The sequence below is a fragment of the Pseudomonas sp. PONIH3 genome (assembly GCF_002934345.1).
Taxonomy (GTDB): domain Bacteria; phylum Pseudomonadota; class Gammaproteobacteria; order Pseudomonadales; family Pseudomonadaceae; genus Aquipseudomonas; species Aquipseudomonas soli.
Map to the genome: position 1 here is coordinate 528,512 of NZ_CP026386.1, position 25,971 is coordinate 554,482.

A 25,971-nucleotide genomic window follows, 5' to 3' on the forward strand; every position below is an offset into this window, starting at 1 on the left:
TGGCTGGCATGGGCAGACAAGAACGCCGGTTTGCCGCGCTCTAACCTGCGCAAATCGGGCCGCTGCGGCCCATCCGGAGCCCTGTCATGAGCGATATCCCCCTCCTCCCCAGCGTCAGCGCCTTCCTCGCCCGTGACCACGGCCTGTACATCCACGGCGCAACGGTGACCAGCCAATCCGGTGCCCGCATCACCGTGCACTACCCGGCCAACGGCGAAGCCATCGCCCAGGTCGCCGACGCCAACCTGGCCGATGTCGAGCGCGCCGTCGCATCGTCACGTCAGGGGTTTGCCAGCTGGTCGCGCACCAGTCCCGCCGCCCGCGCCACAGTGCTGTTGCGCCTGGCCGACCTGCTGGAGGCCAACCGCGAGGAGCTGGCCCAGCTGGAAACCCTGCAATCGGGCAAGCTGATCGGCATCGCCCGCGCCTTCGAGGTGGAGCAGGCCGCGCACTTCCTGCGCTATTACGCCGGCTGGGCCACCAAGATCACCGGCCAGACCATCACCCCATCGCTGCCCTCCTTCGCCGGCGAGCGCTACAGCGCCTTTACCCTGCGCGAGCCGGTGGGGGTGGTGGTGGGCATCGTGCCGTGGAACTTCGCCACCATGATCGCCCTGTGGAAGCTGGCCTCGGCATTGACCACCGGCTGCAGCATCGTGCTCAAGCCCAGCGAGTTCACCCCGCTGACCCTGCTGCGCATCGCCGAAATGGCCAGCGAGGCCGGCCTGCCTCCGGGCGCCCTCAACGTACTGACCGGCGGTGGCCAGGTGGGCAAGGCGCTGGTCGAGCACCCAGGCACCGACAAGGTGTCGTTCACCGGCTCAGTGCCCACCGGCATCGCCGTCGGCCAGGCGGCCATGGGCGCCCGGCTGACCCGGGCTACCCTGGAACTGGGCGGCAAGAACGCCGTGGCGTTCCTGCCCGATGTCGTCGTCGACAAGGCGGTGGACGGCATCATCGAGGCCGGCTTCCTGCATTCCGGGCAGATCTGCGCCGCAGGTGAGCGTTTCTACGTGCACCGCTCACGCCTTGACCCGTTGCTCGAGGCCCTGTCCCAACGCCTGGGCCAACTGAAGATAGGTTCGCCCCTGGACGAAACCACCCAGTTCGGCCCTGTAGCCAACAAACCGCACCAGCAGAAGCTTGGCGAGCTGTTCGCCACCGCCCGCGCCGAAGGTAACCGCATCGTCCATGGCGGCCGCCTTGGCGAAGGCCCGGGCTGCTTCGTCGAGCCCACTGTCATTCTCGCCAACAGCGCGAGCGACACCCTGCTCAACCAGGAAACCTTCGGCCCGGTGGCGACCTTCCTGCCCTATGACCATGAGGACGAACTGATCCACCTGATGAACGCCTCGCCCTACGGCCTGAGCGCAAGCCTGTGGACCAACGACCTGGGCAAGGCCATGCGCCTGATCCCGGAAATCCAGGCCGGTACCCTGTGGGTCAACATGCACACCCTGCTCGACCCGGCGGTGCCGTTCGGCGGCATCAAGGCGTCCGGCATCGGCCGCGAGTTCGGCTCGGCCTTCATCGACGACTTCACCGAGCTGAAGTCGGTGATGATCCGCTACTGACCATCACCAGCGCCAACCACGACCTAGGCCGCTACTGCCTGCAGGTGCCCGGCGTAGCTGGCGGCGTTCTACCGCGTCAATGCCGGGCAGCATCCCAACACAGGAGTCAACGACATGCCGAAGCAAACCGACTGGATCACCGTGGGCGCCCTCGCCGAAGGCTTCGCACCCGAGGCCTTCATCCTGCCGCAACTGGCCGACCTGTCCGGGCGCTCGCTCACCCTGCACTTCGCCAATGGCTGGATCATCGAGCACCGCTTCGACAGCGAGCGCCTGCACTGGCACGCGGCGGACGGCCACAGCAGCGGCAGCGCCGACTACCGAGCCACTTCGGTGCGCCCCGGTATCTACCTGGTCGACTTCATCAAGCACGAGGCCGGCCAGGCCTGGTCGGTGTCGCTGGTGCTCGACACTCTCGAGCAGGCCTTCACCGCCGTGCTCGGCCGCCTGCCCGACCAGGCCCGCACCCAGCGCGGCTTGTACGCCCTGGCCTTGGCCGGCGAAGCACTGACCGGCGTCGAAGCCAGCTTCCTGCACGGCAGCATCGACCGCCCCTGGCAGGCTGGCGCCTGCCCCCACGCGCCGACCACCGAGCTGGTTGGCCTGCGTAACCACTACCGCTACAGCCCCACCGAGGAGTACGAGCACATCTACCTCAATGCCGACTACTACAGCTGGCAGTGCCTCAAGGGTGTCGAACAGGGCCTGTGCGACACCGACCGGGCGTACTACTACAAGATCGCCGAGCAGCTGTACCTGTTCGTCTGGTGCGAGAAGATCGTGCCCACCCTGGGCCTGGTGATGATCGACCTGGCGCGGCACCGCAGCGACGGCAAGATCTTCGGCTACCAGGGCGGCGGCTTCGATGCGCTGGCCAACTTCCCGGTGTCGTCCCACTGCCGGGTGCTCAACCGCACGGAGCATGCGCAGTGAGCCGCAGCGTGCTGGTCACCGGGGCCGGCAGCGGCATCGGAGAAGCCTGCGCCCTGCGCCTGGCCCGCCAGGGCTGGCAGGTGGCACTGGTGGGCCGCCGCCGTGAGGTACTGGAGCGCGTCGCGCAGCAGTGCGATGGCCTGGTGCTGGCCGGCGATGCCGCGGACAGTGGCAACTGGGTGGGGTTCATCGAGCAGGTACGCGCGCGGTTCGGCGGCCTCGATGCGGTGATAGCCTGCGCTGGCGGCCACGGCTTGGGCGCGGCCGAGCAGACCAGCGACAGCGCCTGGCGCGAGGCTATGCGCAGCAACCTCGACAGCGCCTTCCACACCGCCCGGGCGTGCCTGCCGTTGCTGCGCGAGCGGCGTGGCAGCCTGGTGCTGCTGGGCTCCATCGCCGCGCTGGGCGCCGGGCCCGAGGTGTGCGGCTACACCACCGCCAAGCATGCCCTGGTCGGACTAACCCGCTCACTGGCCCGCGACTACGGACCGTTCGGCGTGCGAGTCAACTGCGTCTGCCCGGGCTGGGTGCGCACGCCCATGGCGGATAAGGAAATGCAGGCGTTGATGGACCACCACCAGGAGGACCTTGATGCCGCCTACCGCCGGGTCACCGCCGACGTACCGCTGCGCCGCCCGGCCAGCAGTGATGAAATAGCCGCCGTGTGCCAGTTCCTGGTCGGCGCCGAGGCCAGCATCGTCACCGGCGCGGTGATCGCCGCCGACGGCGGCTCGACCGTGGTCGACGTGCCGACCCTGGCCTTCACCCACCTGGAGCCGTCGGCATGAACGCGCGCTACGACTTTGAGGGTCGCACCGTGCTGGTCACCGGCGCGGCGGGCGGGATCGGTCAGGCCATCGTCGAGGGTTTCGCCCGGGGCGGTGCCCAGGTGCTGGCCGTGGACCTCGATTCGCCAGCACTCAGGCGCCTGGTGGACGCACAACGGGCCCTGGGTCACGACGTGCGGGGGGAAACGCTGGACCTGGCCGACCCCGTTGCGATCAACACCTTGCTAGCCAAGCTGGAACGCCTGGATGTGCTGGTGCACAACGCCGCGTACTTCCCGCTCACCACGTTCGCCGAGATCGACCCGGCGCTGCTGCAACGGACCCTGGCGGTGAACCTGGGGGCGTTGTTCTGGCTCACTCAAGGCGCCTTGCCGCTATTCCGCCGCCAAGGTGGCGGCTGCGTGCTGGCTACCTCCTCGGTGACCGGCCCGCGGGTGGCCTATCCGGGCCTGAGCCATTACGCCGCGTCCAAGGCCGGGGTCAACGGCTTCATCCGCAACGCCGCACTGGAACTGGCGCAGTTCAATGTACGGGTCAACGGCGTGGAACCGGGGATGGTGCGCACCCCGGCCATGGGCAACCTCGGCGATACCCAGTTAAACGCCCGGATCGCCGCGGGCGTGCCCTTGGGGCGACTGGGGGAACCCGCCGATATCGCTGCCGCGATGCTGTTCCTGGCCTCCGACGCCGCCCGCTACATCACCGGCCAGACCCTTGTGGTCGACGGTGGCGCCACCCTGCCGGAGACCGCCGCGCGCCTGTGATGGCGGCGACATGCAAGAGCGCTGGCAGCCACGGGCAAGACCACCGCCAGCGTTCCACGCGCTAATAGCCCGTCACCTTTCGACACTGCCTCCACAACAACGCGGCACTCAAGACCGCACACAAAAAAACGAGGATCGATCCATGCGTCTCACTCCACGTCGCACCGCAATGGCCACGGCACTGACCCTGCTGGTCCATGGCCAGGCCAGCCCGGCCTACGAACTGTATGCCGACGACGACAGCCACCTGAACGCCGATCTGCTCGCGGTCTGGGGCATGTTCAACAGCCGCCACAACTACGATGGCACCCCCGGTGGCTCGACATGGCGCGAAGGTTTCATCAAGTACGGCCTCAGCGGCGACCAGGGCCTGGCCGGCAACGGCAGCCTGTATGGCGCCCTCAACTGGGTCAGCTCAGGCGCCTGGGGCGACGGCGACGCCGGCGGCAACCAGGACGGCTCCGAACGCACCACCAAGATCGAGGACGCCTACCTGGGCTGGCGCTCGGGCGACCTGTTCCCGTTGCTGGGCAAGGATGGCGTGGACCTGTCCGGCGGCCGCCAGGTGATCCGCCTGGGCAGCGGCTTCCTGATCAACGACGACGGCCCCAACCTGGGCAAGGGCCCGGCCGACGGCCAGCTCAACCGTGGCGGCGGCTTCTATCTGGGCGCGCGCCACGCCTTCGACCGCACCGCGGTGCTGCGCCTGGGCGGCCAGGAGGGGCTGCATGGCAGTGTGCTGTGGCTCAAGTCCGACAACCGCGCACAGGCCGAAACCGAGCTGGCGGCCGGCACCCTGGACTACACCCATGACCTGGGTACCCTGGGCCTGACCTATATCCACGGCATCGACGTGACCGACCAGTGGGCCAGCGAGTTCCAGAAGGCCCGCGAAGGCATGGATGTATACAGCCTGCGGGGTGAAGGCAGTGCGGGCCTGGCGAACACCCGGCTGGCCTTCGAATATGCCTGGCAGGACAAGCGCGGCGGGCATGAGACGGCCTGGTACGGCGAAGCGGCCTACACCTTCGCCGACACCCCTTGGGCGCCGCAGCTGACCTACCGCTACACCCGCTACTCCGCAGGCTGGGACCTGCTGTTCACAGGGCTTTCCAGCGGCTATGGCACCTGGATCCAGGGCGAGGTCGCCGGCAACTACGCCGGGCCTTTCAACACCAACAGCGGCATCCACCATGTCGGTCTGAAGGCCACACCACGGGACAATCTGACCCTCGGCGCGCTGTTCTTCGACTTCGACACAGTGCGTAGCCGCGACACCTTGAACCTCGATGCGCAGGAGCTGGACCTGTATGTGGAATGGGCGGTCAACGAGCACCTGATCGTCACCCCGCTGCTGGGGCTGTTCAAACCGCGCAAGGATGAAAGCAATGGCGGCAACCAGGTGGGCAGCGGGACCAACGTCTACAGCCAGCTGACGGTGGCGGTGCCGTTCTGAGTCATCGCGGGGCAAGCCCACGCTGATGGGCATCAGGCCCGAGACGTGGAAGCAGGCTTGCCCCGCGATGAGGACCTGTCAGCCCAGCAACAGACGCAGGTCTGCGCCCTGATCACCCAGCGGCGGGCACCAGTAATACCCGCCACTCAACGGCCGGCTGAAGCGGTACAGGCCATCGACCACGCCATCCTCCAGCCCGCTCATGCGCCGCAGCTGCACCTCGAAGGCGTCCAGCGAGAAGCCCAGGGCGACGAACGCCAGGCCCGCGCCGCGCTCATCGGTCCAGGCCACCGAGCGCCGCACCACGAACGCTTCGGGCGCGAAGCTCTCCTGGGCGGTGCGCTTGACGTGGGCGGATTCGGGCGCGTCGTCGAGCTCTTCGTTGTCGCTCAGGCGGCGACCGATGATGTTGTCCTGCTCGGCCTGGGGCAGCGACTTGAAGTAGCCCAGGTCGTGCTTCCACAGCTGGAAGGCGGCGAAGCTCGAACCCGACAGGCCGGGGATGTCGCCCGGCACAATGGCGGCGGCGACGGCGTCTGCGTCCACCGGGTTCTCGGTGCCGTCTTCGTAGCCGGTCAGGTCATGGCCGCCGCGGTGCAGGAAGCCGTCGACGCTGTCGACCAGGCGCAGGGCCGGCGCCAGCGTCTGCTGCAGTGCCTGGGCGCGCAGGAACAGCTCGCCGCGCTCGGCACCGCGCAGCCACAGCCACAGGGCGTGCTGGGTCGCCGGGTTCTCCACCACCGCGTCCAGTTGCGGGAAACTGCGCAGGCCCGGCACCTCACGACCCAGGGCCTTGGCCAGCGGCGCGCCGACGGCCAGGATCAGGCTGTGGCCATCGACTTGCGGCAACAGTTGGTCAAGTACGGCGGGCAGCGCTTCCAGGGAATCGAGGGCAAAGAACAGGTGACGGGCGTGGGCCGGCACCGGGGTGGCAAGCAGACCTTGCTGGAACGGCATGACGGGCTAATCCTCGGCAAAAGCGCGAATGCTACTGCCACAGGCCCGGCATCGCAACGCGACATGGCGTCATCAGGCCAGTAACAAACGGTTACCAAGATCGTCCAGACACGATTAGCTATCATTGCGCACCCACCTACACTCCTCGGGATCCTTCGCCCAAGAGACCGCCCATGACCGCCTCCCCCTTGCTCACCGCCCTCCTGCCGCTGGCCCTGGGCATCATCATGCTCGGCCTGGGGCTTTCGCTGACCCTCGCCGACTTCGCCCGGGTGGTGAAGTACCCCAAGCCGGTGGTGATCGGCCTGGCCTGCCAGATCCTGCTGCTGCCACTGGTGTGCTTCCTGATAGCCAACGGCTTTGGCCTTGAGTCGGCATTGGCGGTGGGCCTGATGCTGCTGGCCGCCTCGCCCGGCGGCACCACGGCCAACCTGTTCAGCCACCTGGCCCACGGCGACGTGGCGCTGAACATCACCCTCACCGCGGTCAACTCGCTGATCGCCATCCTCACCATGCCGCTGCTGGTGAACCTGTCGCTGATGTGGTTCATGGCATCGGACCAGGCCATTCCCCTGCAATTCGCCAAGGTCATGCAGGTGTTCGCCATCGTCCTGCTGCCGGTGGCCCTGGGCATGCTGATCCGTTACTGGGCGCCGCGCTTCTCCGCGCGAATGCAGAAGCCGATGAAGATCGTCGCGGCGCTGTTCCTGGCTTTCACCATCGTCCTGGCCCTGGCCAAGGACTGGCAGACCGTAGTCGAGTACGCGCCGATCGTCGGTGGCGCCGCGTTGCTGTTCAACCTGCTCAGCCTTGGCGTGGGTTACTGGGTGCCACGCCTGTTGAACATCCCGAAACGCCAGGCGATCGCCATCGGCATGGAGATCGGCATCCACAACGGCACCCTGGCCATCGCGCTGGCCCTGAGCCCGTCGCTGCTGAACAACGCGACCATGGCGGTGCCGGCGGCGATCTACAGCCTGATCATGTTCTTCACCGCGGCGGGGTTCGGCTGGTGGGTCAGCCGCGGGTAAGCACTGGAGAACGTGGCAGAGCAGCCATCGTGAGTCGAGCGCTGCCCTGCGCCTTCTGCAGCTGGAGGTCGAAGGTTTCCTCTCCAGGTCGGAGTGCTCTCCGTTTTATGTACTGTCGCCCCGTAGCTTGTTGCGTGTGTCTGACGGCGACTGGCCGTCAGCTGGGCCGTTAGGTGCACCAGCGTGGGGGGCGGCAGGCACGGAAGGGGCCGTCACTTGGTCTGGCACGGACGGTGTTGGGCGCAGCCAGTCATATACCCAATAGACGGGAGCAACAGGCCCGTACTTGATTGCCATCTTGCCGGTTTGCTTGACTACAGCCCACCGGTTCGACCAGGTCGGTTTTTTGAGCACCTCTACAAACAGTTTTGCAAAGGTGGTGGCATCCTCGACCAGCGCCAGTTTTTTGCGTACGAATTTCTTCACTAACAGCCATCCGCCAGTCGGGTTACGCTTTTTCCCAGGCGCATGCCCCGAAGGGTCGACGCTGTTGATCGGGTCACCCGCACAGTAAGCATAGGCGTTCAAACCACCCTCACCAAACGGGCTCAAGCCGTCTGGCGAGGTGAAGCGCAGCAGTGTCGGACTGTATGTCCGATAGCCATTACCCAGCAGATAGTTGCCGGACAACTTCTCTGGGGCCTGGCCATTGAAGCGCAGGAACGGACTGACCGGCCGAGTCCTGGCATCATGGCCGTGCACGGTATAGGCCAGCACCGACTGACCTGTTTCACCTTGGGCGCGCAACACCGAGCCATGGGCATCCGTGTACAGCAATCGAGAGTGGGGCACGGCCTGTCCTCTGCCGGAAAGCCACAGCGTCCTGCTTCTGGCGACCGACCACAACTGACATTTTTGCCAGGTGGGCGCCGCACGCTAGGTGACAGCCAACGCTGCGCCGGCCTTAGGAACTCTCGCGCACCATCAGCTCGAACCCCAGGTCCTGCTGACCGGTAGCCACCCGCTTGCCATCGAGCAACGCCAGCAGCGCCTGAGCAGCACCACGCCCGACCGCCGCGCGCGGGGTGCGGATCGAGGTCAGGCGTGGGACCATGTGCGCCGAGGCCGGCAGGTCGTTGAAACCGACCATAGCCACCCGGCCCGGCACTTCGATGCCTTCGCGCAACGCCTGCAGCACCGCGCCCTGGGCCAGGTCGTCGTTGCAGAAGAAGATGCCGTCGACATCCGGCGCCTTCGCCAGCAGGCGGCTGAACAGCGTGCCGCCCAGACCGATGGACGAGGGTTGCGGGTCGAGCACTTCGAGCTCGGGGGCTTGCAGACCGGCCTCGGCGAGGGCCTGACGGAAGCCTTCGGCGCGCTGCATTACCCGAGGGTCGAGTTGCGCGGCGATGAACCCCAGGCGTCGGCGGCCACGCTCGATCAGGTGCCGCGCCGCGGCGCGTCCGGCCGCATGCTGGGAGAATCCTACCGACAAGGCATCGCCCTCGCCGCCCAGCTCCATCATGTGCACGCACGGTACCTGGCTCGCGGCCAGCATCTGCCGCGAGGCCTCGCTGCGCTCGAAGCCGGTGAGCAGCACGCCGCAGGGCTGGTAGGCCAGGTAGTTGCGGATCAGGTTCGCTTCCTCGGCGATATCGTAGTGATAGTTGCCAATGAGCACTTCCAGGCCGCGGGGGCGCATCACCTCGTGAATGGCCTCGAGGGTGTCGATGAACAGCTGGTTGGACAACGAGGGGATCAACACCACCACCGACTGGCTGCGCGCCGACGCCAGCGCGCGGGCCGCCGGGTTGGCGACATAGCCAAGGCTCGCCGCCGCGGCCATGACCTTCTGCGCCAGCTCCGGTGCGACCGTACTGACGCCACGCAGGGCGCGGGAGGCGGTGATGGGGGAAACCCCGGAAAGCCTGGCGACTTCAGCCAGGGTGGGACGACCGGTAGTACGCGAGCCAGTACGGGACATGAGTATTGTAATTTTACTGCTTGCAGGAATGGGGAACGGTCACTAAGGTAGCGCTGTCTCTGGATGCAGGCAATGCAATCTTGGTAGCAGGCATGCGTTCAGCGTCCATACTGCCAAAGACAAGATCAATAACACCCGGGAGGGTGGCGCAGGATTTTCGGCTCGTCCCGACCGAGACAGCGCTATCTCACCCAGCAGGAGGTACAGATGAACACTTCCCTGTCCGCGATCGTGGTCATGGGCGTGGCCGGCTGCGGTAAAAGCAGCGTCGGCGCCGCCATTGCCACCCGCAGCGGCGGCCGCCTGATCGAAGGCGATGCCTTCCACCCCGCCGCCAACATCGCCAAGATGAGCGCCGGCATTCCCCTGAACGACGACGACCGTGCCGGTTGGCTGGTGCGCCTGGGCGAGGAGCTGCAGGCCAGCCTCGCTGCGGGTGAACGCCCGATCCTCACCTGCTCGGCCCTCAAGCGCCGCTATCGGGACACCCTGCGCCTGGCCGTGCCCGAGCTGTGCTTCGTGTTTCTCGAGCTGACCCCGCAAGAAGCCGAGAAACGCGTCCTGGCGCGCCCCGGTCACTTCATGCCGGCCAGCCTGATCGACAGCCAGTTCGCAGCGCTGGAGCCGCCGCACGCAGAGCCCCTGACCCTGGCCCTGGACGCCACCCGCCCGCTGCCTACGCTGGCCGAGGACGTGCACCAGTGGCTAAAGCCTTGCGGTGAGCAGGCGCTGGCGCGGACTGCCTGATCCGGCGGTTTTTCCGGCTCACCAAAGACAGCGCTGTCTCCATGCCTTCGCAGGCGCAATGACGCAAGACACGCGATACCAAAACAACAACGAAAAGACCGAGGTTCACGAACCATGTTCGGACTGGCTACCGATACCTTCCTGCTGCTTGACGCGCTGGTCACCATCGTCGGGCTCATCCTGCTGATCACCCATTTCAAGGTCCACCCCTTCGTCGCCCTCACCATAGCCGCGGGCTTTCTCGGCCTGACCTCCGGCATGCCGGTGGCCAAGGTGATGAAGTCGTTCCAGGACGGCTTCGGCGGCGTGCTCGGCTTCGTCGGCATCGTCCTGGCCCTGGGCACCATGCTCGGCAAGCTGATGGCCGACTCCGGCGGCGCCGACCAGATCGCCCAGACCCTGATCCGCGCCTTCGGCAAGCAGAAGGTGCATTGGGCAATGATGTTCGCCGCCTTCCTGGTGGGCATCCCGCTGTTCTTCGAGATCGGCTTCGTACTGCTGATCCCGCTGGTGTTCATCGTCGCCCGCCGCTCCGGCGTGTCGCTGGTGAAGATCGGCATCCCGCTGCTGGCGGGCCTGTCGGTGGTGCACGGCCTGGTGCCACCGCACCCGGGGCCGTTGCTGGCGATCGGCATCTTCCATGCCGACATCGGCAAGACCATCTTCTATGGCCTGCTGGTGGCCCTGCCCACTGCGGTGATTGCCGGCCCGCTGTTCGGTAATTTCATCTCGCGCTATATCCCTGGCAACCCGTCCCAGGAGCTGATGGACCAGATCGCTCGCGAGTCGAACCAGCAGAACCTGCCCAGCTTCAGCGTGACCCTGATCACCGTGCTGCTGCCGGTGGTGCTGATGCTGCTCAAGACCTTCGCCGACGTGGTACTGCCAGCCGAGCACATCGTGCGCCAGTGGATGGACCTGATCGGCCACCCTATCACCGCCCTGCTCGCTGCCCTGCTGCTGGCCTTCTACACCTTCGGTTCGGCCCGTGGCTTCAACCGCCAGCAGATCATGAAGATGCTCGACCAGAGCCTGGCCCCCACCGCCGCCATCGTGCTGATCGTCGGCGCCGGCGGCGGCTTCAAGCAGATGCTGGTGGACACCGGCGTGGGCAACGTGATCGGACAGATGGCGGTGCAGGCTGAGATCTCGCCGATCATGCTGGCCTGGCTGGTGGCGGCGGTGATCCGCATCGCCACTGGCTCGGCCACGGTGGCCACCATCACCGGTGCCGGCATCGTCGCCCCGGTGATCGACCTGGTGCCGGGGGTCAACCGCGAACTGCTGGTGCTGGCCACCGGCGCCGGCTCGTTGATCCTGTCCCACGTCAACGACGCCGGTTTCTGGCTGGTCAAGCAGTACTTCAACATGACCGTGGCCGAGACCTTCAAGACCTGGAGCATGATGGAAACCATCCTCTCGGTGGTCGGCATCATCTTCATCATGTTGCTGTCGATGGTGGTGTGACCGTTGGTCGCCGTGATGGCACCTTGCTGATGGGGTCATGGCCCAAATGAGAACAAGGCCCTGCGCAGGCAGGGCCGACTTCTTGTCATCGCAAAGGAGCTTGCCCGCATGAAACATTCCTTCCTGCTTGCCGCCCTGCTCGCCTCGCCCCTGGCCTTCGCCGCCGGTACCGGCGCCACCTACCCTGACGACCCGCACAACCCGGCGCCCAAGCCCGGCGTGGATAGCACCCTCAACCCGATTGAAAAGCCCATGCCACGGGATACCGACCCGCGGATCAAGGGCAATGACCCGGACAGCCCGCCGGCCGAGCAGAACAATGATCGCGACCTGCCGGGGATGGGGGACAGCGGCTCGGAGGGGATGGGGCGTGAAGGCGGAGGGTCGGGCAACGGCGGTAAGCCCTAAGCTTTGTGAAACCAGGCGTTACTCAGCACAGTACGATCCAGCCGGCTCCCACAGGGACCGCGCAATTGCTGAATTCTGCGCTGTACCTGTGGGAGCCGGCTTGCCGGCGATGGGCTGCATGGCAGCCCCACAAACGCGAAACTGACAGGCAATCAGCCCGCCCGCTCACCACTGCCGTTTGTCCGGCCGGGTCAACCCAAGCTTCTCGATCTTGTAGCGCAACATGTCCCTCGACAGCCCCAACAGCCGTGCCGACTTGGTGACGTTCCAGTCGGTGCGGTCGAGGGTGCGGCAGACCATGTCGCGCTCCATGTCCGGCAGGCTGGCCGCTGCCGCTGGCTCATGGCGTGGCGCCTCGAATGCCAGCACCTGCGCCGGCTGCGCCAGCGGTTCGTCGACCAAGGTCATGCACAGGTTCAACTGGTGGGCGCTGATCACCTCGCTGGGCGCCAGCAACACCGTCTGCTCGAGCATGTTGCGCAATTCGCGGACGTTGCCAGGCCAGCTGTAACCCAGCATCAGCGCCTCGGCCTCGGCCGAGAAGCGCAGGTTGGGCTTACCGTAGCGCCGCCCGTGGTGGGCCAGGAAGTGCCGGGCCAGGCGCAAGATGTCCTGGCCACGGGCAAACAGGCGCGGCACCTTGAGGGCAATGATGCGCAGGCGGAAGAACAGGTCGCGGCGGAACTTGCCCTGCTGGACCATCTGCTCCAGGTTGCAGTTGGTGGCGCTGATCACCCGCAGGTCGACCTTACGCTCCTTGACCGCGCCGATACGGCGAATGGTGCGGTCCTCCAGCAGCTTGAGCAGCTTGGCCTGCAGCACCAGGTCCATCTCGCCGATCTCGTCGAGGAACAGGGTGCCACCGTCGGCCGCCTCGACCAGGCCCACGCGACGCTCCTTGGCATCGGTGAAGGCGCCTTTCTCATGCCCGAACAGCTCGGCCTCCAGCAGGTTGGCCGGAATCGAGGCGCAGTTGAACTCGATGAACGGCCCCTTGGCCCGGCTGCCATCGAAATGCAGGGCGCGCGCCACCAGCTCCTTGCCGGTGCCGGTCTCGCCTTCGACCAGTACCGGCGGCAGGTCGCCGCTGACCATGCGCCGCTCGGCATCGAGCAGCTGCTGCAAGGTGTGCTTGAGTTCGAGCATGGCCGGCGACTCGCCGATCAAGGCCTGCAACCCGGATTTCTGCGCCTCGCGCTCCTGGTAGAACGACAGCGTGCGCTCCATGCGCTCGGCGGCCAGGGCCTTGTCCAGCATCAGCTTGAGCTCGGCCAGCACCACCGGCTTGGTGAGGTAGTGGAACGCACCCTCCTTCATGGCCAGCACGGCGTCCTCGACGTTGCCGGAGGGTCATCATGATCACCTTGAGCTCCGGTGCCTGCGCCACCAGCGTGCGCAACAGCTCGTGGCCGCTCATGCCAGGCAGCGAATTGTCGGTCAGCACGGCGTCGGGCCGGGCGCGCTTGATCTGCTCCAGCGCCAGTTCCGCGCTGTGGCACACCGTGACCTCGAAGCCTTTGAGGTTCAGGTAGGTGCGAATGTTGTCGGCAAGGATTTCATCATCCTCGACCACCAGGATGCTGTGCTCCATGGTCCCCTCCCGCTGCAATATTGAAAGTCAGGCTGACGCGGGTTCCTTCCTCTTCGCGGCTGGTCAGTTCAACCGCGCCGCCAAAGCGCTCCATGATCCTTTTGACCAGGGCCAGGCCAACACCCAGGCCGCCTTGCTTGGTGGTGAAGAACGGCTTGAACACCATGCGCCGCTGCTGCTCGCTCATGCCCTTGCCGGTATCGCTGAGCTGCAGTTGCGCCTGCTGCCCCTCCAGCTGGCGCACCTCGGCGCGCAGCTCGCCACCCTGGGGCATGGCCTCCAGGGCGTTGGCAAACAGGCTGTTGAGGATCTGCGTCAGTTGCAACGGCTGGCTGGCCACCCATTGCGTCGCTGGCCCGTGGAAGGCGAAGCGCACGTTGTTGCGCTCGATCTGCGGGGCGAAGGCCTGCCGCGCATCCTCGACAGCCGCCACCAGGTCGACCGACTCGGCTTCGTCGCTGGTCGGGCGCAGCGACACCAGCAGGTCGCGGACCCAGCGCGACATGCGGTCGACCTGGGTGATGATGTCGCCGATGTTCTTCTGCGCCGCCGGGCTGGCGATGTCCTGGGCCAGTTCTGCGCTGGAGCGGATATTGGCCAGCGGGTTGCGCAGGCTGTGGGCCAGCGCGGAGGACATCTCGCCCAGGGCCACATAGGTTTCGCTGGCCACCAGGCGGTCTTGCTGGTGATGCAGCAGGCTGGCGGCGCGGCGCACGATCCAGAACAGCCCGAAGTAGATCAGCGCCCCTCCGACCAGTGTGGAGGCCCAGATCAGCACATAACCGCGATGGATGCGCCGCACCAGGTCATGCGGCTCCTTGTAGATCTCGACCATCGCCAGCACCTGCTCGCCCTGGCTGTCGAACAAGGGGATGTAGTTCTCGATGAACAGGTGCCGGGGCTCGCGCTGGAACTTCTGTTCTTCGCGCTCCTCGTCGGCCTTGTGATAGCTGGCCGACACCGACTTTCGCGAGCGGAAAGCGTGCTCCAGGTCGTCATCTTCATCGATGCGCTGGCCGATCAGCTGCGGGTTGGTCGACCACGCCACCGTACGGTCGCGGGCATAGACATTGGCTAGCAAGGTGTCGGGGAGGTGCGCGACGTGGTCAAGGAACTCTACCCTTGTCGACTCGGCCTGTTGAGGGGTGAACTGCAGGTGCTGCTGGTCGAGGCGCGGATCGAGCAATTCACCCATGGTGATACCCGGCGGCAGCTGCGAGTGCCGCACCTCGGCCTGCGCCATGGCCTGGATGAACTGGGCGGTGAGCATGGCATCGCGCTCCACGCTGTCGCGCACCACGAAACGGGTCGAAACGTAGCCCAGGCCACCGGCCACCGAGGCGATGATCAGCAGACTGACCAGCGAGAACCAGCGTAGCAGGTTGAACTCCTGCAACGGTGTGGCCAACTCGCTAGCGGGCGGCGCGGCCTTGTCGGGGGCACTGTTTTCGAGCGTCTGCATCGCGTCGTCCCACCTGGAGGCCGATGAGGCTCACCGGCATGCTGCTCTGCTACTGGCAGTAGCAAAGTGAATCCACCGAGCCCCTGCCGAAAGTTTCAGCGCGGGCTGAAAGAGTGACAGCAAAAACCTGGCCAATAACGGTGTACTGGTTTTTTCTTTTTAGATCATTGGCTTGTAACGTTTTCTTGATTTCACTCTTTGGGTAAACCCCCACTGTTGGGTATAGGTTACCCAATTGATAACAATTACATATAAATCAATATCTTATGAAAGGAATTTAATGTTAGAGATTAAATACCTGTCACCTTGAAATTCAATATTACCCGGGTCCCCGCCCCCTCACGACTGCTCAACCGAACCGAGCCGCCGAAGCGCTCCATGATCCTCTTGACCAGCATCAGCCCCACCCCAACGCCGCCTTGCTTGGTGGTGAAAAATGGCCGGAACGCCAGGCGCTGCTGTTGTTCATTCATGCCCTTGCCAGTGTCCGAAAGCCGCAGGCTCAGGCTGCGGCGGTCGTGGCGTACCACTTCGACCCGTAGCTCGCCACCGGCCTCCATGGACTCCAGAGCGTTGACGATCAGGCAACTGAAGATCTGCCCAAGCAGCACCGGTTGGCCCAGCACCTTGACGCTCGGCAGCTCAGGCACAAGCAAGCGCACGCCGCCGCGCTCAAGCGCCTGGGTGAACGCCTGCAGGCTGTCGCGCAGGCTCTGCGCCACATCCACCGGCACGGCCTCGTCACCGAGCGGTCGCAACGACTGCAACAGCTCACGCACCCACTGCGACATTCGGTCGACCTGGCTGATGATGTCGCTGATGTTCTTCTGCGCCGGGCCATCGTCGAAAGCCTGGGCCAGTTCGGCGCTGGAGCGAATGCTGGCCAGCGGGTTGCGCAGACTGTGGGCCACCGCCGACGACACCTCGCCCAGGGCCACGAAGGTTTCGTTGCCGATCAGCCGCTGCTGCTGCACCGCCATCAGCCGCGCGGCGCGGCGCATGATGCCGTACAGGCCGACATACACCAGGCCCGCACCCACGGCGATGGCCAGCCAGATCAGCAGCAGGCCGTGCTCGATGCGCGCGATCAGGTCGTGGGGTTCCTTGTAGATTTCGACCATCGCCATGACGTTTTCGCCGTCGGCGTCGAACAAGGGGATGTAGTTCTCGATGAACAGTTGCTCGGGCGGGGTGACGAACTTCTGCTCGCTGCGCGCCTGCTCGAAGTCATGGTAGCTGGCCGACACGCGCATCTTGTACTCGAAGGCCCGGTCGAGGTCGTCATCCGATGCGATCAGCTTGCCGATCAGCGCCGGGTTGCTCGACCAGATCACCGTGCGGTCGGGTGCGTAGATATTGGCCAGGAGCATGTCCGGCAAGTGCGCAATATGGTCGAGGAACTCGCCACGGGCTCGGCGCCGCGCCTCGGGATCGACATCGGGCAAGGCATGGTCGGTACGTGGGTCGAGCAATTCGCCCATGGTGCGCACATTGGGGATCGCGACATGACGCACTTCGGCGTCAGCGATGGAGGTAATGAACTGGGCGGTGAGCAAGGCATCGCGCTCCACGCTCTCGTCAATGATGAAGCGGCTGGAGATCACGCCCAGGCCGCCCCCCACCGACAGGATGATCGCCAGGCTGACCCAGGCGTACCAACGCAGCATGTGGAATGGCTTGCGCGCCGGGCCGGCTTCACTCGGCTGCAGCGTGTCGTGACGGGGGGCGAGGTCCATGGCGGGCTCCACGACTGGGCACCTTTACAGGTTATAGCCCAAAGTTGGGGAAAGCATGGCTCAGGTGAGGCTATTGAGCGCGTGAGGGCCGGCAGGTGCTCACCGCGTCCCTTGCAGACGCTGCAAGGATCACGGAGCCCCCCTCAAAGCGGCGCATCCCCAGCCAGCCCGCGCAGCAGGCGATAGTCACGCAACACATTCGGCACGTAGCGCTGGGTCTCGGCGAACGGCGGTACCACCCGCCCACGGCTGAGAACCGCCTCAGGCCCCGCGTTATAGGCCGCCACGGCCAAGGTGATGTCGTTGTCGAACAACGTGAGCATGCGCTTGAGGTAGCGCGCCCCACCCTGCACGTTGGCCTGTGGATCGAGTACATCCTTGACACCCATCTCCTTCGCCGTGTCCGGCATCAGTTGCATCAGCCCCGCCGCACCTTTGGCCGAGCGAGCCTTGGGGTTATAGCCGGACTCGGCCTTGATCAGCGCATGCAGCAACGCCTGGGGTACACCGTGGGCCAGCGCGGCGGCCGCCACCAGGTCGGCGTAGGGTCGCCCGGTGATCAGTTGCGCATTGACCGGCCCGCCCGCTGTCGGGCGTTCGCTGATGACCCGGTCGTAGTGCCGGCCAGGCCGGTGCACGTTGGACAGCACGAAGCCGCCCTTGCCATCGCTCGAGACATAGATGTCGGCCTGGGCGGCGAATGCCATCAGCCCCGCCACCAGCCCCAGGATCAGTCCTCGCATGTCGTTCGCCTCCCGCCGCAAATAACCCAAGCGTGCCCCCCGAAGTGGGGGAGATGCCCCGTTAACCCGGGCTTTGCGACTACGACGCAAGCCGCGTGCCGCCTCTGCGGCCCATGGCGCAAGGGCCCGGGGCAGACGTGCACGGCTGTTGCATGGCTGGGGTAAATGCACCGGAGGGTTTCACCATGCAACGCAGCATCCGTACCCAACGCGGCTTCACCCTGCTTGAACTGTTGGTGGTGCTGGTGGTGCTGGGCCTGTTGGCCGGCATCGTCGCGCCCAAGTACTTCAGCCAGCTGGGCCGCTCCGAGGCCAAGGTGGCCCGGGCGCAGATCGAGGGGCTGGGCAAGGCCCTGGACCTCTATCGCCTGGAGGTCGGCCACTACCCCAGCAGCGAGCAGGGCCTGCAGGCCCTGGTGGTCGCGCCAGGTGGCGAAGCGCGCTGGTCGGGCCCCTACCTGCAGAAGGCCGTGCCACAGGACCCTTGGGGCCGCCCCTACATCTACAAGCAGCCCGGCGAGAACGGCAGCGAGTACGACCTGCTGTCGATGGGCAAGGACGGCCAACCCGGTGGTGACGGCGAAAACGCCGAAATCACCAGCTGGCAATGAGGAACCCGGCCATGCGCTATCAGCTCAAGGCCCTGGGCAGCCAGGGCGTGGTGCAATTGCAGGTGGAGGCCGAGGACAGCGACCAGGCCCGGCGCCAGGCCGAGGACCAGGGGCTGCGCGTGCTCAGCGTGCGCAGCCAGGGGCTGGCCCTGCGACGACGCGTGGCGGCGTTCGACCTGATGCTGTTCAGCCAGGAGCTGACCACCTTGCTCGGCGCCGGCCTGCCGCTGATCGACGCCCTCGAGAGCCTGACCGAGAAAGCCCCGGGCGGCGCGACGCGCAAGACCCTGGAGCAACTGGTGCGCCAACTCTATGAGGGGCGCTCGCTGTCCCAGGCCCTGGCCCAGCAGCCGCGGGTGTTCCCCACCCTGTACGTGGCCCTGGTGCAGTCCAGCGAGCGCACCGGCGCATTGGGCGATGCCCTCACCCGCTACATCAGCTATCGCCAGCGGCTGGATCTGGTCCGCCAGAAGCTGGTCGGTGCCTCGGTCTACCCGCTACTGCTGTTGCTGGTGGGCGGCGGCGTGGTGCTGTTCCTGCTGGGGTACGTGGTGCCCCGCTTCAGCCTGGTGTTCGAGGGCATGGGGACCGAACTGCCGTGGCTGTCGCGAGTGCTGATGCAGATCGGTCTGTTCCTGCATGCCCAGCAGTTGCCGCTGGGGCTGGGTACGCTTGTCGGCGTCGGCACCCTCGTCGCCCTGCGCCGCCACCCGGCCGTGCGCCGTGGCGCCGGCCGCCTGCTGCTCCGACTGCCCGCGCTGCACCAGCGCCTGATGATGTATGAGCTGGCGCGCTTCTACCGGTCGCTGGGGATCTTGCTGCAAGGGGGCATTCCCATCCTCACCGCGCTGGGCATGGCCCGCGGCCTGCTGGGCAGCACTGCGGCCGAGGGTCTGGAGCAGGCCAGCCAACGGGTTGCCGAGGGCCTGCCGTTGTCCGATGCGCTGCAGGCCGGCCAACTGGTGACCCCCGTCTCGTTGCGCCTGCTGCGTGCCGGCGAACAATCGGGCAACCTGGGTGAGATGCTCGAGCGTTGCGCCGACTTCCACGACCAGGAAATCGGCCGCTGGGTAGAGTGGTTCGTGAAATTGTTCGAGCCGCTGTTGATGACCTTTATCGGCCTGCTGATCGGGCTGATCGTGATCCTGATGTACATGCCGATCTTCGAACTGGCATCAAGCATTCACTAATGCTTGCAGGCAAATGCAGTGATCAGTAGTCGAAGCGCTCCACCGCCCTGCGTCGCTCGTTGTCGTCGCGTCGGTCATACCCGGCGGTGGTCTGGATATTGGCGTGGTGCGCAAGCTTCTGCGCGATCGACAGGTCGTGTTCCTCGATCACCCGGGTGATAAATGCCCGGCGAAAATCATGGGGCATGATCTTGGCGCCCACCTGTGCCCCGCGCTGGCGGGCGATGTAGTAGATGGCGTGCTTGGTGATGCGCGCGCGGGTGATGTGGCTGCCACGGCGGATGCGGTTGAACAGGAAGCTGTCGTCACGCTCGCCGGCCGGCAGGTGCTGGCGACGCAGGTCGAGCCAGGCCTGCAACTTGTCGAAGGCCCAGGCCGGGGCATACTTGACCAACTGACGGTTGCCCTTGGCCAGCACTTGCACGCTGCGCTCCTGGAAATCCACCTGGTCAAGGTTCACATCGACCGATTCCGATTTGCGCATCCCGGTGCCGTAGAGCAACGCCAGGATGGCTGCGTCTCGCACACCCTGTGGGCGCGGGTCGGCGGCGCACACGTCCATCAGCTCGCGGATCAGGCTGCGCCGCAAGTTGCGCCCCGGTGGCAGGCGGCTACCAGCTGCTGGCTTGACCTCGCGGATCATCAACAACTGCTCGTGCTCGATCAAACCCTGGCGCCAGGCTTCGTTCATCACTCCACGCACGGCATTGACGTACAACGACGATGTGTTGGGCGCGTAACCATCGGCACGCAGCGCAGCGACCAGGGCGATCACATGGCCAGGCTCGAGGCGGTGCCAGGGCACCTCGGCGATATCGCAGTCGGCAAACCCGAGGCGGTCGGCGGCGTCCTGAAGGATGTAGCGCATGGTCAGCTGGCTGGACGGGGCCAGACGGGCGAGGTACTGCAGCAGTGGATTGCGCAGGAGGTCGGTCACAACGGGGATCCTGTAGCAAAGCCGCCCTGGTTATCGAGGCAAGGCGAAGCAAAGCGAGTCATTTAAACCATGACAAAGGTCAAAAAGACTACATCATAAAGAAGTCATAATAACTACAAATAGTGCCATCACCTTGATATTCAAGGCTTTTGAACGCTGGCATGGTTCGTGATGGTACCCCATTCAACCATTTCGATCGAACCAAGGTCCTCGCCATGCTCGTCCAGCCGATCACCGCCCGCCCCCGCCAGGCTCTCTGGGCCCTGGGTTTTCGACCCTTCTTCCTCGGCGGCAGCCTGTTCGCCCTGGTTGCCCTGCTGTTGTGGTCCGGCGTGCTCGTCGGCATATACGAGCTCGAACCGGCCGGCGGAATGCTCGCCTGGCACCGTCACGAAATGCTGTTTGGCTTCGCTGTGGCCATAGTCGCCGGCTTCCTGCTCACGGCGGTGCAGAACTGGAGTGGCATCCCGGGTCTCAGTGGCCGACCGCTGCAGGGACTGTTCCTGCTCTGGCTGCTGGGCCGGGCAAGTTGGTTCCTGCCCTTGCCCGCCTGGCTCCTGGTGCTGATAGAGGGCGCGTTCCTGCCCCTGGTGGCGCTGGCCCTGGCGCGACCGATCATCCAGCGACGGCTGCGCAACAACTACCCCATCATCGGCCTGGTATTGCTCATCGCGGCTTGCCAGTGGCTGACCCTCATAGGCTGGCTGCGCGACGACCCGCTGTGGCAACGGCGAGGCGTACTCGCCGGGCTGTGGCTGGTGGCGGCGATGATGAGTGTGATAGGTGGCAGGGTCATCCCGTTCTTCACCCGCCGTGGCTTGGGCATCATGAGCCCGACGCCGGCCCGGCCATGGCTGGACCGCGCCTGCCTGCTGGGCAGCGTGGCGCTGCCGCTGACCTATGTGCTTGGACTCAACGACGCATCACACCCCCTGATGGCCGTGCTGTTCGCCGCCCTGGCCGTGCTGCATGGTGTGCGCCTGGTGCTGTGGCACGACCGTGGCCTGTGGCATATGCCGCTGCTGTGGTCGCTGCACCTGGCCTACGCCTGGCTGATTCCCGCCTGCCTGGGGTTGGCGCTGTGGCATGCCGGGGTGCCGATCAACCCTAGCCTGGCCGCCCATGCACTGACGGTCGGCGCCATGACCGGGCTGATCGTGGCGATGATGGCGCGGGTCAGCCTGGGGCATACCGGACGCCCTCTTCAGGTACCCCGCAGCATGAGTTGGGCATTCGCACTGATCCAGCTGGCGGCACTGGCGCGCGTGATCGTAGCGCCGTTCACGCCGCTGGGGCTGGGGTTGTCGGTATTGTTCGCCAGCGCGGCGCTGCTGCTGTTCCTCTGGCACTACCTGCCGATCCTGCTGCGTGCGCGGGTGGACGGCATGCCGGGCTAGCGGGCTGGCCCCGCGACAGGGCCGCATCTGGTCTACAGTTGAAGTCACGTTCAACCGCCAAGGGACCGCATGGCCTTCCACCACCTCACTCGCACCCACCCGCGCCTGAGCATTGCCACCCTGGCCGGCCTGCTCGGCGGCTGGCTGATCCCCGCCGGCGATACCGTGCAGCATATCCTCGTCGGCTGGAACCTCGGCGTCTGGCTTTACCTGGCCATGGTCCTGTGGCTGAGCCTGCGGGCCAATGCCGAGCGGGTGCGCAAGGTCGCCCGCATCGAAGATGAAAACGCCGGCCTGGTGCTGATCACCGTGTGCGTCTCGGCCATCGCCAGCCTGGCGGCGGTCACCCTGCAACTGGTGTCCAGCCGCGGCCTGGAAGGCAGTGCCCTGGCCTTGCACTACCTGTACACCGGGCTGACGGTGGCGGGTTCCTGGTTGCTGATCGGCTGCATCTTCAGCCTGCACTACGCCCGACTGTTCTACACCGGTGACCGCCATGAGCCCCCGCTGCGCTTTGCCGATGGCGAGCGCAACCCGGACTACTGGGACTTTCACTACTTCTCGTTCACCATCAATGTCGCCGTGCAAACCTCGGACATCGGCGTCGGCGGGCGGGCCATGCGTCGGGTGGTGCTGGCCCACTCACTGGTAGGCTTCGTGTTCAATACGGCGATCCTGGGGTTCACCATCAATATCGCGGCCGGGCTGCTCGGCCAGGGCGCGTGAGGCACAGTTGCGGATGCGCTGGCATACCTGTGCCAGCACCTGCGCCGCGAGCACCAATCCCAGCCGCACATGCCCCGCCGCGCTGGGCCCGAAGCCATCACCCGGCAACAGTGCCACGCCCTCTTCGTTCAACAGACGCTGGGCGAACGCCTGGGCGCTGAGCCCGGTACCACGTATATCGAGCATCACGAACATGCCCCCGGCTGGCTGATGCGCATGGATGCCGGGGCAATCCTCAAGCGAGGCGCACACCCGGTCGCGCCGCGCCCGGTACACCTCGCGCATCCGCCGTACCTCATCTCCAGCCTGATCCAGGGCCACGCAGGCCGCCTGCATGACAAACTCCGGCAGGCCGAACAGCATGCTCATCACCAGGTTGCCGAGGTGTCGGGCGAATTCCGGCGGCCCGATCACCCAGCCGACGCGCCAGCCACTCATGGCGTGGGACTTGGACAGGCTGCCGATCGACACACAGCGCTCGGTCATGCCCGGCAGGCCCAGTGGATTCGCTGCCTCGCCGTCGTAAAGCAGTGAGTGGTAGACATCGTCGCAGATCAGCCACAAGTCGTATTCCTGGCACAACCGCGCCAGGCACTTCAGATCAGCCAGGCCGATTGCCGTCCCCGTGGGGTTGTGCGGGCTGTTGAGCAGAAGCGCGCGAGTGCGCGGCGTGATCGCCCGGGCCACTTCCGCTGGGTCCAGGCGGAACCCCTGCTCCGGCCGCACCGGCACCTGCACGGCGCGCGCGCCGCAGGCACCGAAAACCGTCTGATAGGTGACGTACATGGGCTCGGCGACGATCACCTCGTCATCCGCCTCGAACAGGCACTGGCAGGTCGCGAACAGCCCGCACTGGGCCCCGGCGGTCACCACCACACGCTCGGGGTCGGCCAGCTGACAGTGGCGCGCCACAGCCTGGCGCAGGGCGAGGCTGCCGCGTACATCGCTGTAATGGGTTTCGCCTCGACGCAGGCTGGCAACAGCCGCCTCGACCACCGGGGCTGGCGTGTCGAAGTCTGGATCGCCCACCGACAGCAGGAAGATCTCGCGCCCCTGACGGCGCTGCTCAAGGGCCTGATAGTGGATGTCCCAAGCCGCAGCTGCGTGACCGGCGATGCGTTGGGTGAGCGTGGAATACCGCATGACTGTCTCCCTGTCTGCCGGCCGGCACCGCTGGTCCGAAAAGCGCTGAGGGTAAACATAGCAGAGCGCTGCTGGCTGCCGGGCGCCACCCACGGGGAAAACGTTTGCCTGGCCCCTGCGAAACCACCGTTCATCGTGACAGGACTGTGAAGGCCGTCATGCATTAGTACATTTGCCATATTTTCCTGCGAATACTGACATGGCAGGTGCTAAGGTTAGAGTCCTGACGGCCAGGACGGTGTACCCTGATACGGCTTTGCAATCACCACGTTCACGAACAAGGAGGCTGGCATGAACAAGATGACGTTCCCCAACGCCTGCCAGGTGATGCGTTGGCATTTTCATCCGCTTGGTTTCGAGGCCAGCATGGACGCTCCGCGCAGCATGGTCGCCCGGCTGTTCGACCGTGCCACCGGCGAGACGCTGCTGGCCATTGCCGGCATTCCCTGCGCAACCATCATGCACGCCACCGATGTCGAGCGGATCATCGAGGCCGTGGAGGCCGAGATGGAGACCTTCGACCTGCTCGCCAGCCCACTGCGCAGCGCTGTCTAGCCTACCTGAGCCTGACGCGCATTGAGCGCCTGCAATCCTTTCATGAACTGGTCGGGCGGTACCGGCTGGCCAAGCAGATAACCTTGCAGCGAATCGCAACCCAGGCGGGTGAGGAATTCCTGCTGGCCGTCGGTTTCGACGCCTTCGGCGACAATGCGCAAGCCCAGTGCCTGGCCCAGGGCGACGATGGCCGAGACGATCGCTGCGTCATCGCTATCCTGCTCCAGGTCGCGCACGAAACCGCGGTCGATTTTCAGTTCGTTAGCCGGCAGGCGCTTGAGGTACATCAGGCTGGAATAGCCGGTACCGAAATCATCGATGGACAGGTCCACGCCCATGTCCGAGAGGCGCTGAAGCACCTGGAGACTGGCGTCGGCATCGCGCATGGCAGTGGTTTCGGTGATTTCCAGGGTCAGGCGATTGGCCGGCAGGTCGTTTTCCTCCAGCGCCCGCGCCACGCTGTCGACTAACCCGACATGGCAGAACTGGATGGCCGACAGGTTCACCGCAATTCGCCATTGCTCATTGCCTTGGCCCAGCCACTGGCGCATCTGCCGACAGGCTTCACCCAACACCCATTCGCCGATCGGTATGATCAGCCCGGTCTTTTCCGCCAGGCCGATAAAACGGTCCGGCAGCATCAGCCCATGTTGCGGGTGTTCCCAGCGCAGCAGGGCCTCGGCACCGATGGGCAGACGCTGCGCGGCATCGAACTTGGGGATGTAAGCCGGAACCCCAGAAATTTCCGTCACCCTAGTTGGGTGGGCTCAACACTCGTGTCACCAGCTACCTTCTGGAGAATCGAGCTCGGCCATCCCTCCCTGGACGGGCATCGCTCGACGATGTTCAACGGCTCCCTCACGGGGCCGTCGTTTTGTGGGGGCTATTCCATCCACAAGTCGTCGAGGTTCTTGAAGTTCCAGAGCGTCGGGTCTTCGGGGCCAGTGATACTGTCCTTGCAACTCGTGGCCGCCAGGTCGATGGTCTGCATCGGGATCGGCTCTCTCGAGCGTAGCGAGAAGAACACGCGAACCTTGGGAGTCAGCAGTGATTCCATTCCCGGCTCAACGACAACGGCCAGACGCTGAGAGGACAGGCGAACCAAGGAGCCGACGGGGTAGATGCCCACGGCCTTGACGAAGGCGTGGAAGATGCGTTTGTCGAAATGGCCCTCCCACTTGGCCATCTGCCGCATCGCCGCGGACGGGTCCCACGGCTTTTTGTAGGCTCGCTCCGACGTCACGGCATCATAGACGTCGCAGATTGCGCCCATGCGGGCCAGGAGTGAAATGGCGTCACCGGCCAAGCGATCCGGGTAGCCGGTTCCGTCGATCTTCTCGTGATGGTGCAGGGCAATGTCCACCACCCCGGGCTCGGCCCCGCCTGCGCGCAGCATCTTTGCGCCCTCCACAGGGTGGCGCTTCATGATGGCGAACTCGGCATCGGTGAGCTTGCCTGGTTTGTTAAGCACTTCCAGCGGCATCGCGGCCTTGCCTAGGTCGTGCATCAGTCCGCCGATGCCAGCCAGGCGCGTTTGCTCCTCGTCTAGATCGAGATGCCGGGCCAGCGATAGCATCAGGGCGCAGACGGCAACCGAGTGCAGGTAGGTGTAATCGTCGTGCGTTTTGATGCGTGCGACGCTGATGAGGGCATGAGGTTGGCGCAGCACCGAGGCAGCGATTTCTCCGACCAGCGGCAACGTCGTGCTTGGGTCGACGGCCTTGCCAAGCCGGGCTTCCTGGAACATGTCCATGACTTGGGACTTGGCCGCAAGACAGAGTTTCCGTGCATAACACATTTCGCTCTCCATTGAGGTTGCGCCGTCACTTTT

The 25,971-nt window shown here is 65.5% G+C and carries 23 protein-coding genes and 2 pseudogenes; 14 read left to right on the top strand and 11 right to left on the bottom strand.

All coding sequences use genetic code 11. The annotated features are described in order from the left end of the window. The first annotated feature begins 86 nt into the window (after positions 1-86). The 5 genes from C3F42_RS02380 to C3F42_RS02400 all read left to right on the top strand — a co-directional run bounded on the left by C3F42_RS02380 (position 87) and on the right by C3F42_RS02400 (position 5,515). Positions 87-1,574 (top strand): aldehyde dehydrogenase family protein, encoded by a 1,488-nt coding sequence (locus tag C3F42_RS02380; RefSeq protein ID WP_104443918.1) that lies wholly within the window; start codon positions 87-89, stop codon positions 1,572-1,574. Positions 1,575-1,688: 114 nt separating this feature from the next. After that, positions 1,689-2,507 carry a molybdenum cofactor biosynthesis F family protein gene (locus C3F42_RS02385; RefSeq protein ID WP_038706079.1) on the top strand — a complete coding sequence of 273 codons (819 nt, stop codon included), beginning with the start codon at positions 1,689-1,691 and terminating at the stop codon, positions 2,505-2,507. Beyond that, on the top strand, positions 2,504-3,295 hold the full coding sequence (locus C3F42_RS02390) for an SDR family NAD(P)-dependent oxidoreductase (protein WP_232888225.1): 792 nt from the start codon (positions 2,504-2,506) through the stop codon (positions 3,293-3,295). The genes C3F42_RS02385 and C3F42_RS02390 overlap by 4 nt, the downstream gene beginning before the upstream one ends. After that, the gene (locus C3F42_RS02395) at positions 3,292-4,059 is read left to right on the top strand and encodes an SDR family oxidoreductase (protein WP_104443919.1); all 768 of its coding nucleotides are present in this window, start codon (positions 3,292-3,294) and stop codon (positions 4,057-4,059) included. The genes C3F42_RS02390 and C3F42_RS02395 overlap by 4 nt, the downstream gene beginning before the upstream one ends. A 169-nt stretch (positions 4,060-4,228) precedes the next feature. Further along, positions 4,229-5,515: an alginate export family protein gene (locus C3F42_RS02400; protein ID WP_232888233.1), complete on the top strand. Its 1,287-nt coding sequence runs from the start codon at positions 4,229-4,231 to the stop codon at positions 5,513-5,515. Between the two features lie 78 nt (positions 5,516-5,593). Here the strand turns inward: C3F42_RS02400 and C3F42_RS02405 are convergent, their stop codons facing one another. Then, positions 5,594-6,472 (bottom strand): Dyp-type peroxidase, encoded by an 879-nt coding sequence (locus C3F42_RS02405; protein ID WP_104443920.1) that lies wholly within the window; start codon positions 6,470-6,472, stop codon positions 5,594-5,596. Between the two features lie 173 nt (positions 6,473-6,645). Between C3F42_RS02405 and C3F42_RS02410 the strand changes: the two genes are divergently transcribed. Continuing rightward, the gene (locus C3F42_RS02410; RefSeq protein WP_104443921.1) at positions 6,646-7,503 is read left to right on the top strand and encodes a bile acid:sodium symporter family protein; all 858 of its coding nucleotides are present in this window, start codon (positions 6,646-6,648) and stop codon (positions 7,501-7,503) included. A gap of 105 nt (positions 7,504-7,608) precedes the next feature. Here the strand turns inward: C3F42_RS02410 and C3F42_RS02415 are convergent, their stop codons facing one another. Together C3F42_RS02415 and C3F42_RS02420 are read right to left on the bottom strand one after the other, a co-directional pair. Next, positions 7,609-8,295, bottom strand: a complete 687-nt coding sequence (locus C3F42_RS02415) for an RHS repeat-associated core domain-containing protein (RefSeq protein ID WP_232888226.1) — start codon at positions 8,293-8,295, stop codon at positions 7,609-7,611. A gap of 112 nt (positions 8,296-8,407) precedes the next feature. Next, positions 8,408-9,427 carry a LacI family DNA-binding transcriptional regulator gene (locus C3F42_RS02420; protein WP_104443922.1) on the bottom strand — a complete coding sequence of 340 codons (1,020 nt, stop codon included), beginning with the start codon at positions 9,425-9,427 and terminating at the stop codon, positions 8,408-8,410. 207 nt (positions 9,428-9,634) lie between these two features. Here C3F42_RS02420 and C3F42_RS02425 point away from each other — a divergent pair, with 207 nt between their 5' ends. The 3 genes from C3F42_RS02425 to C3F42_RS02435 all read left to right on the top strand — a co-directional run bounded on the left by C3F42_RS02425 (position 9,635) and on the right by C3F42_RS02435 (position 12,049). Then, on the top strand, positions 9,635-10,174 hold the full coding sequence (locus tag C3F42_RS02425; protein WP_094012146.1) for a gluconokinase: 540 nt from the start codon (positions 9,635-9,637) through the stop codon (positions 10,172-10,174). A gap of 114 nt (positions 10,175-10,288) precedes the next feature. Further along, positions 10,289-11,641, top strand: coding sequence for a GntP family permease (locus C3F42_RS02430; RefSeq protein WP_038706074.1), 1,353 nt, complete (start codon positions 10,289-10,291; stop codon positions 11,639-11,641). Between the two features lie 108 nt (positions 11,642-11,749). After that, positions 11,750-12,049: a hypothetical protein gene (locus tag C3F42_RS02435; protein WP_023632980.1), complete on the top strand. Its 300-nt coding sequence runs from the start codon at positions 11,750-11,752 to the stop codon at positions 12,047-12,049. A 165-nt stretch (positions 12,050-12,214) separates the two neighbouring features. Here C3F42_RS02435 and C3F42_RS02440 read toward each other — a convergent pair. From C3F42_RS02440 to C3F42_RS02455, 4 genes and pseudogenes are all read right to left on the bottom strand, one after another. After that, positions 12,215-13,640, bottom strand: a pseudogene (locus C3F42_RS02440) (sigma-54-dependent transcriptional regulator). After that, positions 13,609-15,102: a HAMP domain-containing sensor histidine kinase gene (locus tag C3F42_RS02445; RefSeq protein WP_094012144.1), complete on the bottom strand. Its 1,494-nt coding sequence runs from the start codon at positions 15,100-15,102 to the stop codon at positions 13,609-13,611. The pseudogene C3F42_RS02440 and the gene C3F42_RS02445 overlap by 32 nt, the downstream one beginning before the upstream one ends. 290 nt (positions 15,103-15,392) lie before the next feature. Continuing rightward, positions 15,393-16,838, bottom strand: a complete 1,446-nt coding sequence (locus C3F42_RS02450; protein ID WP_094012143.1) for an ATP-binding protein — start codon at positions 16,836-16,838, stop codon at positions 15,393-15,395. A 143-nt stretch (positions 16,839-16,981) separates the two neighbouring features. Continuing rightward, positions 16,982-17,581, bottom strand: a complete 600-nt coding sequence (locus tag C3F42_RS02455; protein WP_094012142.1) for a lytic transglycosylase domain-containing protein — start codon at positions 17,579-17,581, stop codon at positions 16,982-16,984. 185 nt (positions 17,582-17,766) lie between these two features. Here C3F42_RS02455 and gspG point away from each other — a divergent pair, with 185 nt between their 5' ends. Then, entirely contained in the window at positions 17,767-18,192 is a 426-nt protein-coding gene (gene gspG / locus C3F42_RS02460) for a type II secretion system major pseudopilin GspG (RefSeq protein WP_094012141.1), read from the top strand. Between the two features lie 11 nt (positions 18,193-18,203). Beyond that, entirely contained in the window at positions 18,204-19,382 is a 1,179-nt protein-coding gene (locus tag C3F42_RS02465) for a type II secretion system F family protein (protein ID WP_094012140.1), read from the top strand. 22 nt (positions 19,383-19,404) lie between these two features. Here the strand turns inward: C3F42_RS02465 and xerC are convergent, their stop codons facing one another. Beyond that, a complete protein-coding gene (gene xerC, locus C3F42_RS02470; RefSeq protein WP_023630795.1) occupies positions 19,405-20,319 on the bottom strand; it encodes a tyrosine recombinase XerC in 915 nt (304 codons plus the stop codon). A 215-nt stretch (positions 20,320-20,534) separates the two neighbouring features. On the opposite strand from xerC, the gene C3F42_RS02475 reads away from it, so the two are divergent. Beyond that, complete coding sequence (locus C3F42_RS02475; RefSeq protein ID WP_094012208.1) at positions 20,535-21,716, top strand: NnrS family protein; 1,182 nt, start codon at positions 20,535-20,537, stop codon at positions 21,714-21,716. Between the two features lie 69 nt (positions 21,717-21,785). Continuing rightward, positions 21,786-22,442 (top strand): DUF1345 domain-containing protein, encoded by a 657-nt coding sequence (locus C3F42_RS02480; RefSeq protein WP_023630793.1) that lies wholly within the window; start codon positions 21,786-21,788, stop codon positions 22,440-22,442. Here C3F42_RS02480 and C3F42_RS02485 read toward each other — a convergent pair. After that, positions 22,359-23,585 carry a pyridoxal phosphate-dependent aminotransferase gene (locus tag C3F42_RS02485; RefSeq protein WP_094012139.1) on the bottom strand — a complete coding sequence of 409 codons (1,227 nt, stop codon included), beginning with the start codon at positions 23,583-23,585 and terminating at the stop codon, positions 22,359-22,361. The genes C3F42_RS02480 and C3F42_RS02485 overlap by 84 nt on opposite strands. A 291-nt stretch (positions 23,586-23,876) precedes the next feature. Between C3F42_RS02485 and C3F42_RS02490 the strand changes: the two genes are divergently transcribed. Next, a complete protein-coding gene (locus C3F42_RS02490) occupies positions 23,877-24,140 on the top strand; it encodes a DUF1652 domain-containing protein (RefSeq protein ID WP_094012138.1) in 264 nt (87 codons plus the stop codon). Here the strand turns inward: C3F42_RS02490 and C3F42_RS02495 are convergent. Continuing rightward, positions 24,137-24,865, bottom strand: a pseudogene (locus C3F42_RS02495) (putative bifunctional diguanylate cyclase/phosphodiesterase); the annotation flags it as partial. The gene C3F42_RS02490 and the pseudogene C3F42_RS02495 sit on opposite strands and share 4 nt — an antisense overlap. Positions 24,866-25,023: 158 nt before the next feature. Then, on the bottom strand, positions 25,024-25,893 hold the full coding sequence (locus C3F42_RS30065) for an HD-GYP domain-containing protein (protein ID WP_223198360.1): 870 nt from the start codon (positions 25,891-25,893) through the stop codon (positions 25,024-25,026). Between the last annotated feature and the right edge of the window lie 78 nt (positions 25,894-25,971).

Bases quoted from the DNA above. Each gene is read 5' to 3' on its own strand.
- C3F42_RS02380 (WP_104443918.1), top strand. From the start codon at position 87: ATGAGCGATATCCCCCTCCTCCCCAGCGTCAGCGCCTTCCTCGCCCGT.
- C3F42_RS02385 (WP_038706079.1), top strand. From the start codon at position 1,689: ATGCCGAAGCAAACCGACTGGATCACCGTGGGCGCCCTCGCCGAAGGC.
- C3F42_RS02395 (WP_104443919.1), top strand. From the start codon at position 3,292: ATGAACGCGCGCTACGACTTTGAGGGTCGCACCGTGCTGGTCACCGGC.
- C3F42_RS02400 (WP_232888233.1), top strand. From the start codon at position 4,229: ATGGCCACGGCACTGACCCTGCTGGTCCATGGCCAGGCCAGCCCGGCC.
- C3F42_RS02405 (WP_104443920.1), bottom strand. From the start codon at position 6,472: ATGCCGTTCCAGCAAGGTCTGCTTGCCACCCCGGTGCCGGCCCACGCC.
- C3F42_RS02410 (WP_104443921.1), top strand. From the start codon at position 6,646: ATGACCGCCTCCCCCTTGCTCACCGCCCTCCTGCCGCTGGCCCTGGGC.
- C3F42_RS02420 (WP_104443922.1), bottom strand. From the start codon at position 9,427: ATGTCCCGTACTGGCTCGCGTACTACCGGTCGTCCCACCCTGGCTGAA.
- C3F42_RS02425 (WP_094012146.1), top strand. From the start codon at position 9,635: ATGAACACTTCCCTGTCCGCGATCGTGGTCATGGGCGTGGCCGGCTGC.
- C3F42_RS02430 (WP_038706074.1), top strand. From the start codon at position 10,289: ATGTTCGGACTGGCTACCGATACCTTCCTGCTGCTTGACGCGCTGGTC.
- C3F42_RS02435 (WP_023632980.1), top strand. From the start codon at position 11,750: ATGAAACATTCCTTCCTGCTTGCCGCCCTGCTCGCCTCGCCCCTGGCC.
- C3F42_RS02445 (WP_094012144.1), bottom strand. From the start codon at position 15,102: ATGCAGACGCTCGAAAACAGTGCCCCCGACAAGGCCGCGCCGCCCGCT.
- C3F42_RS02450 (WP_094012143.1), bottom strand. From the start codon at position 16,838: ATGGACCTCGCCCCCCGTCACGACACGCTGCAGCCGAGTGAAGCCGGC.
- C3F42_RS02455 (WP_094012142.1), bottom strand. From the start codon at position 17,581: ATGCGAGGACTGATCCTGGGGCTGGTGGCGGGGCTGATGGCATTCGCC.
- gspG (WP_094012141.1), top strand. From the start codon at position 17,767: ATGCAACGCAGCATCCGTACCCAACGCGGCTTCACCCTGCTTGAACTG.
- C3F42_RS02465 (WP_094012140.1), top strand. From the start codon at position 18,204: ATGCGCTATCAGCTCAAGGCCCTGGGCAGCCAGGGCGTGGTGCAATTG.
- C3F42_RS02475 (WP_094012208.1), top strand. From the start codon at position 20,535: ATGCTCGTCCAGCCGATCACCGCCCGCCCCCGCCAGGCTCTCTGGGCC.
- C3F42_RS02480 (WP_023630793.1), top strand. From the start codon at position 21,786: ATGGCCTTCCACCACCTCACTCGCACCCACCCGCGCCTGAGCATTGCC.
- C3F42_RS02485 (WP_094012139.1), bottom strand. From the start codon at position 23,585: ATGCGGTATTCCACGCTCACCCAACGCATCGCCGGTCACGCAGCTGCG.
- C3F42_RS02490 (WP_094012138.1), top strand. From the start codon at position 23,877: ATGAACAAGATGACGTTCCCCAACGCCTGCCAGGTGATGCGTTGGCAT.
- C3F42_RS30065 (WP_223198360.1), bottom strand. From the start codon at position 25,893: ATGGACATGTTCCAGGAAGCCCGGCTTGGCAAGGCCGTCGACCCAAGC.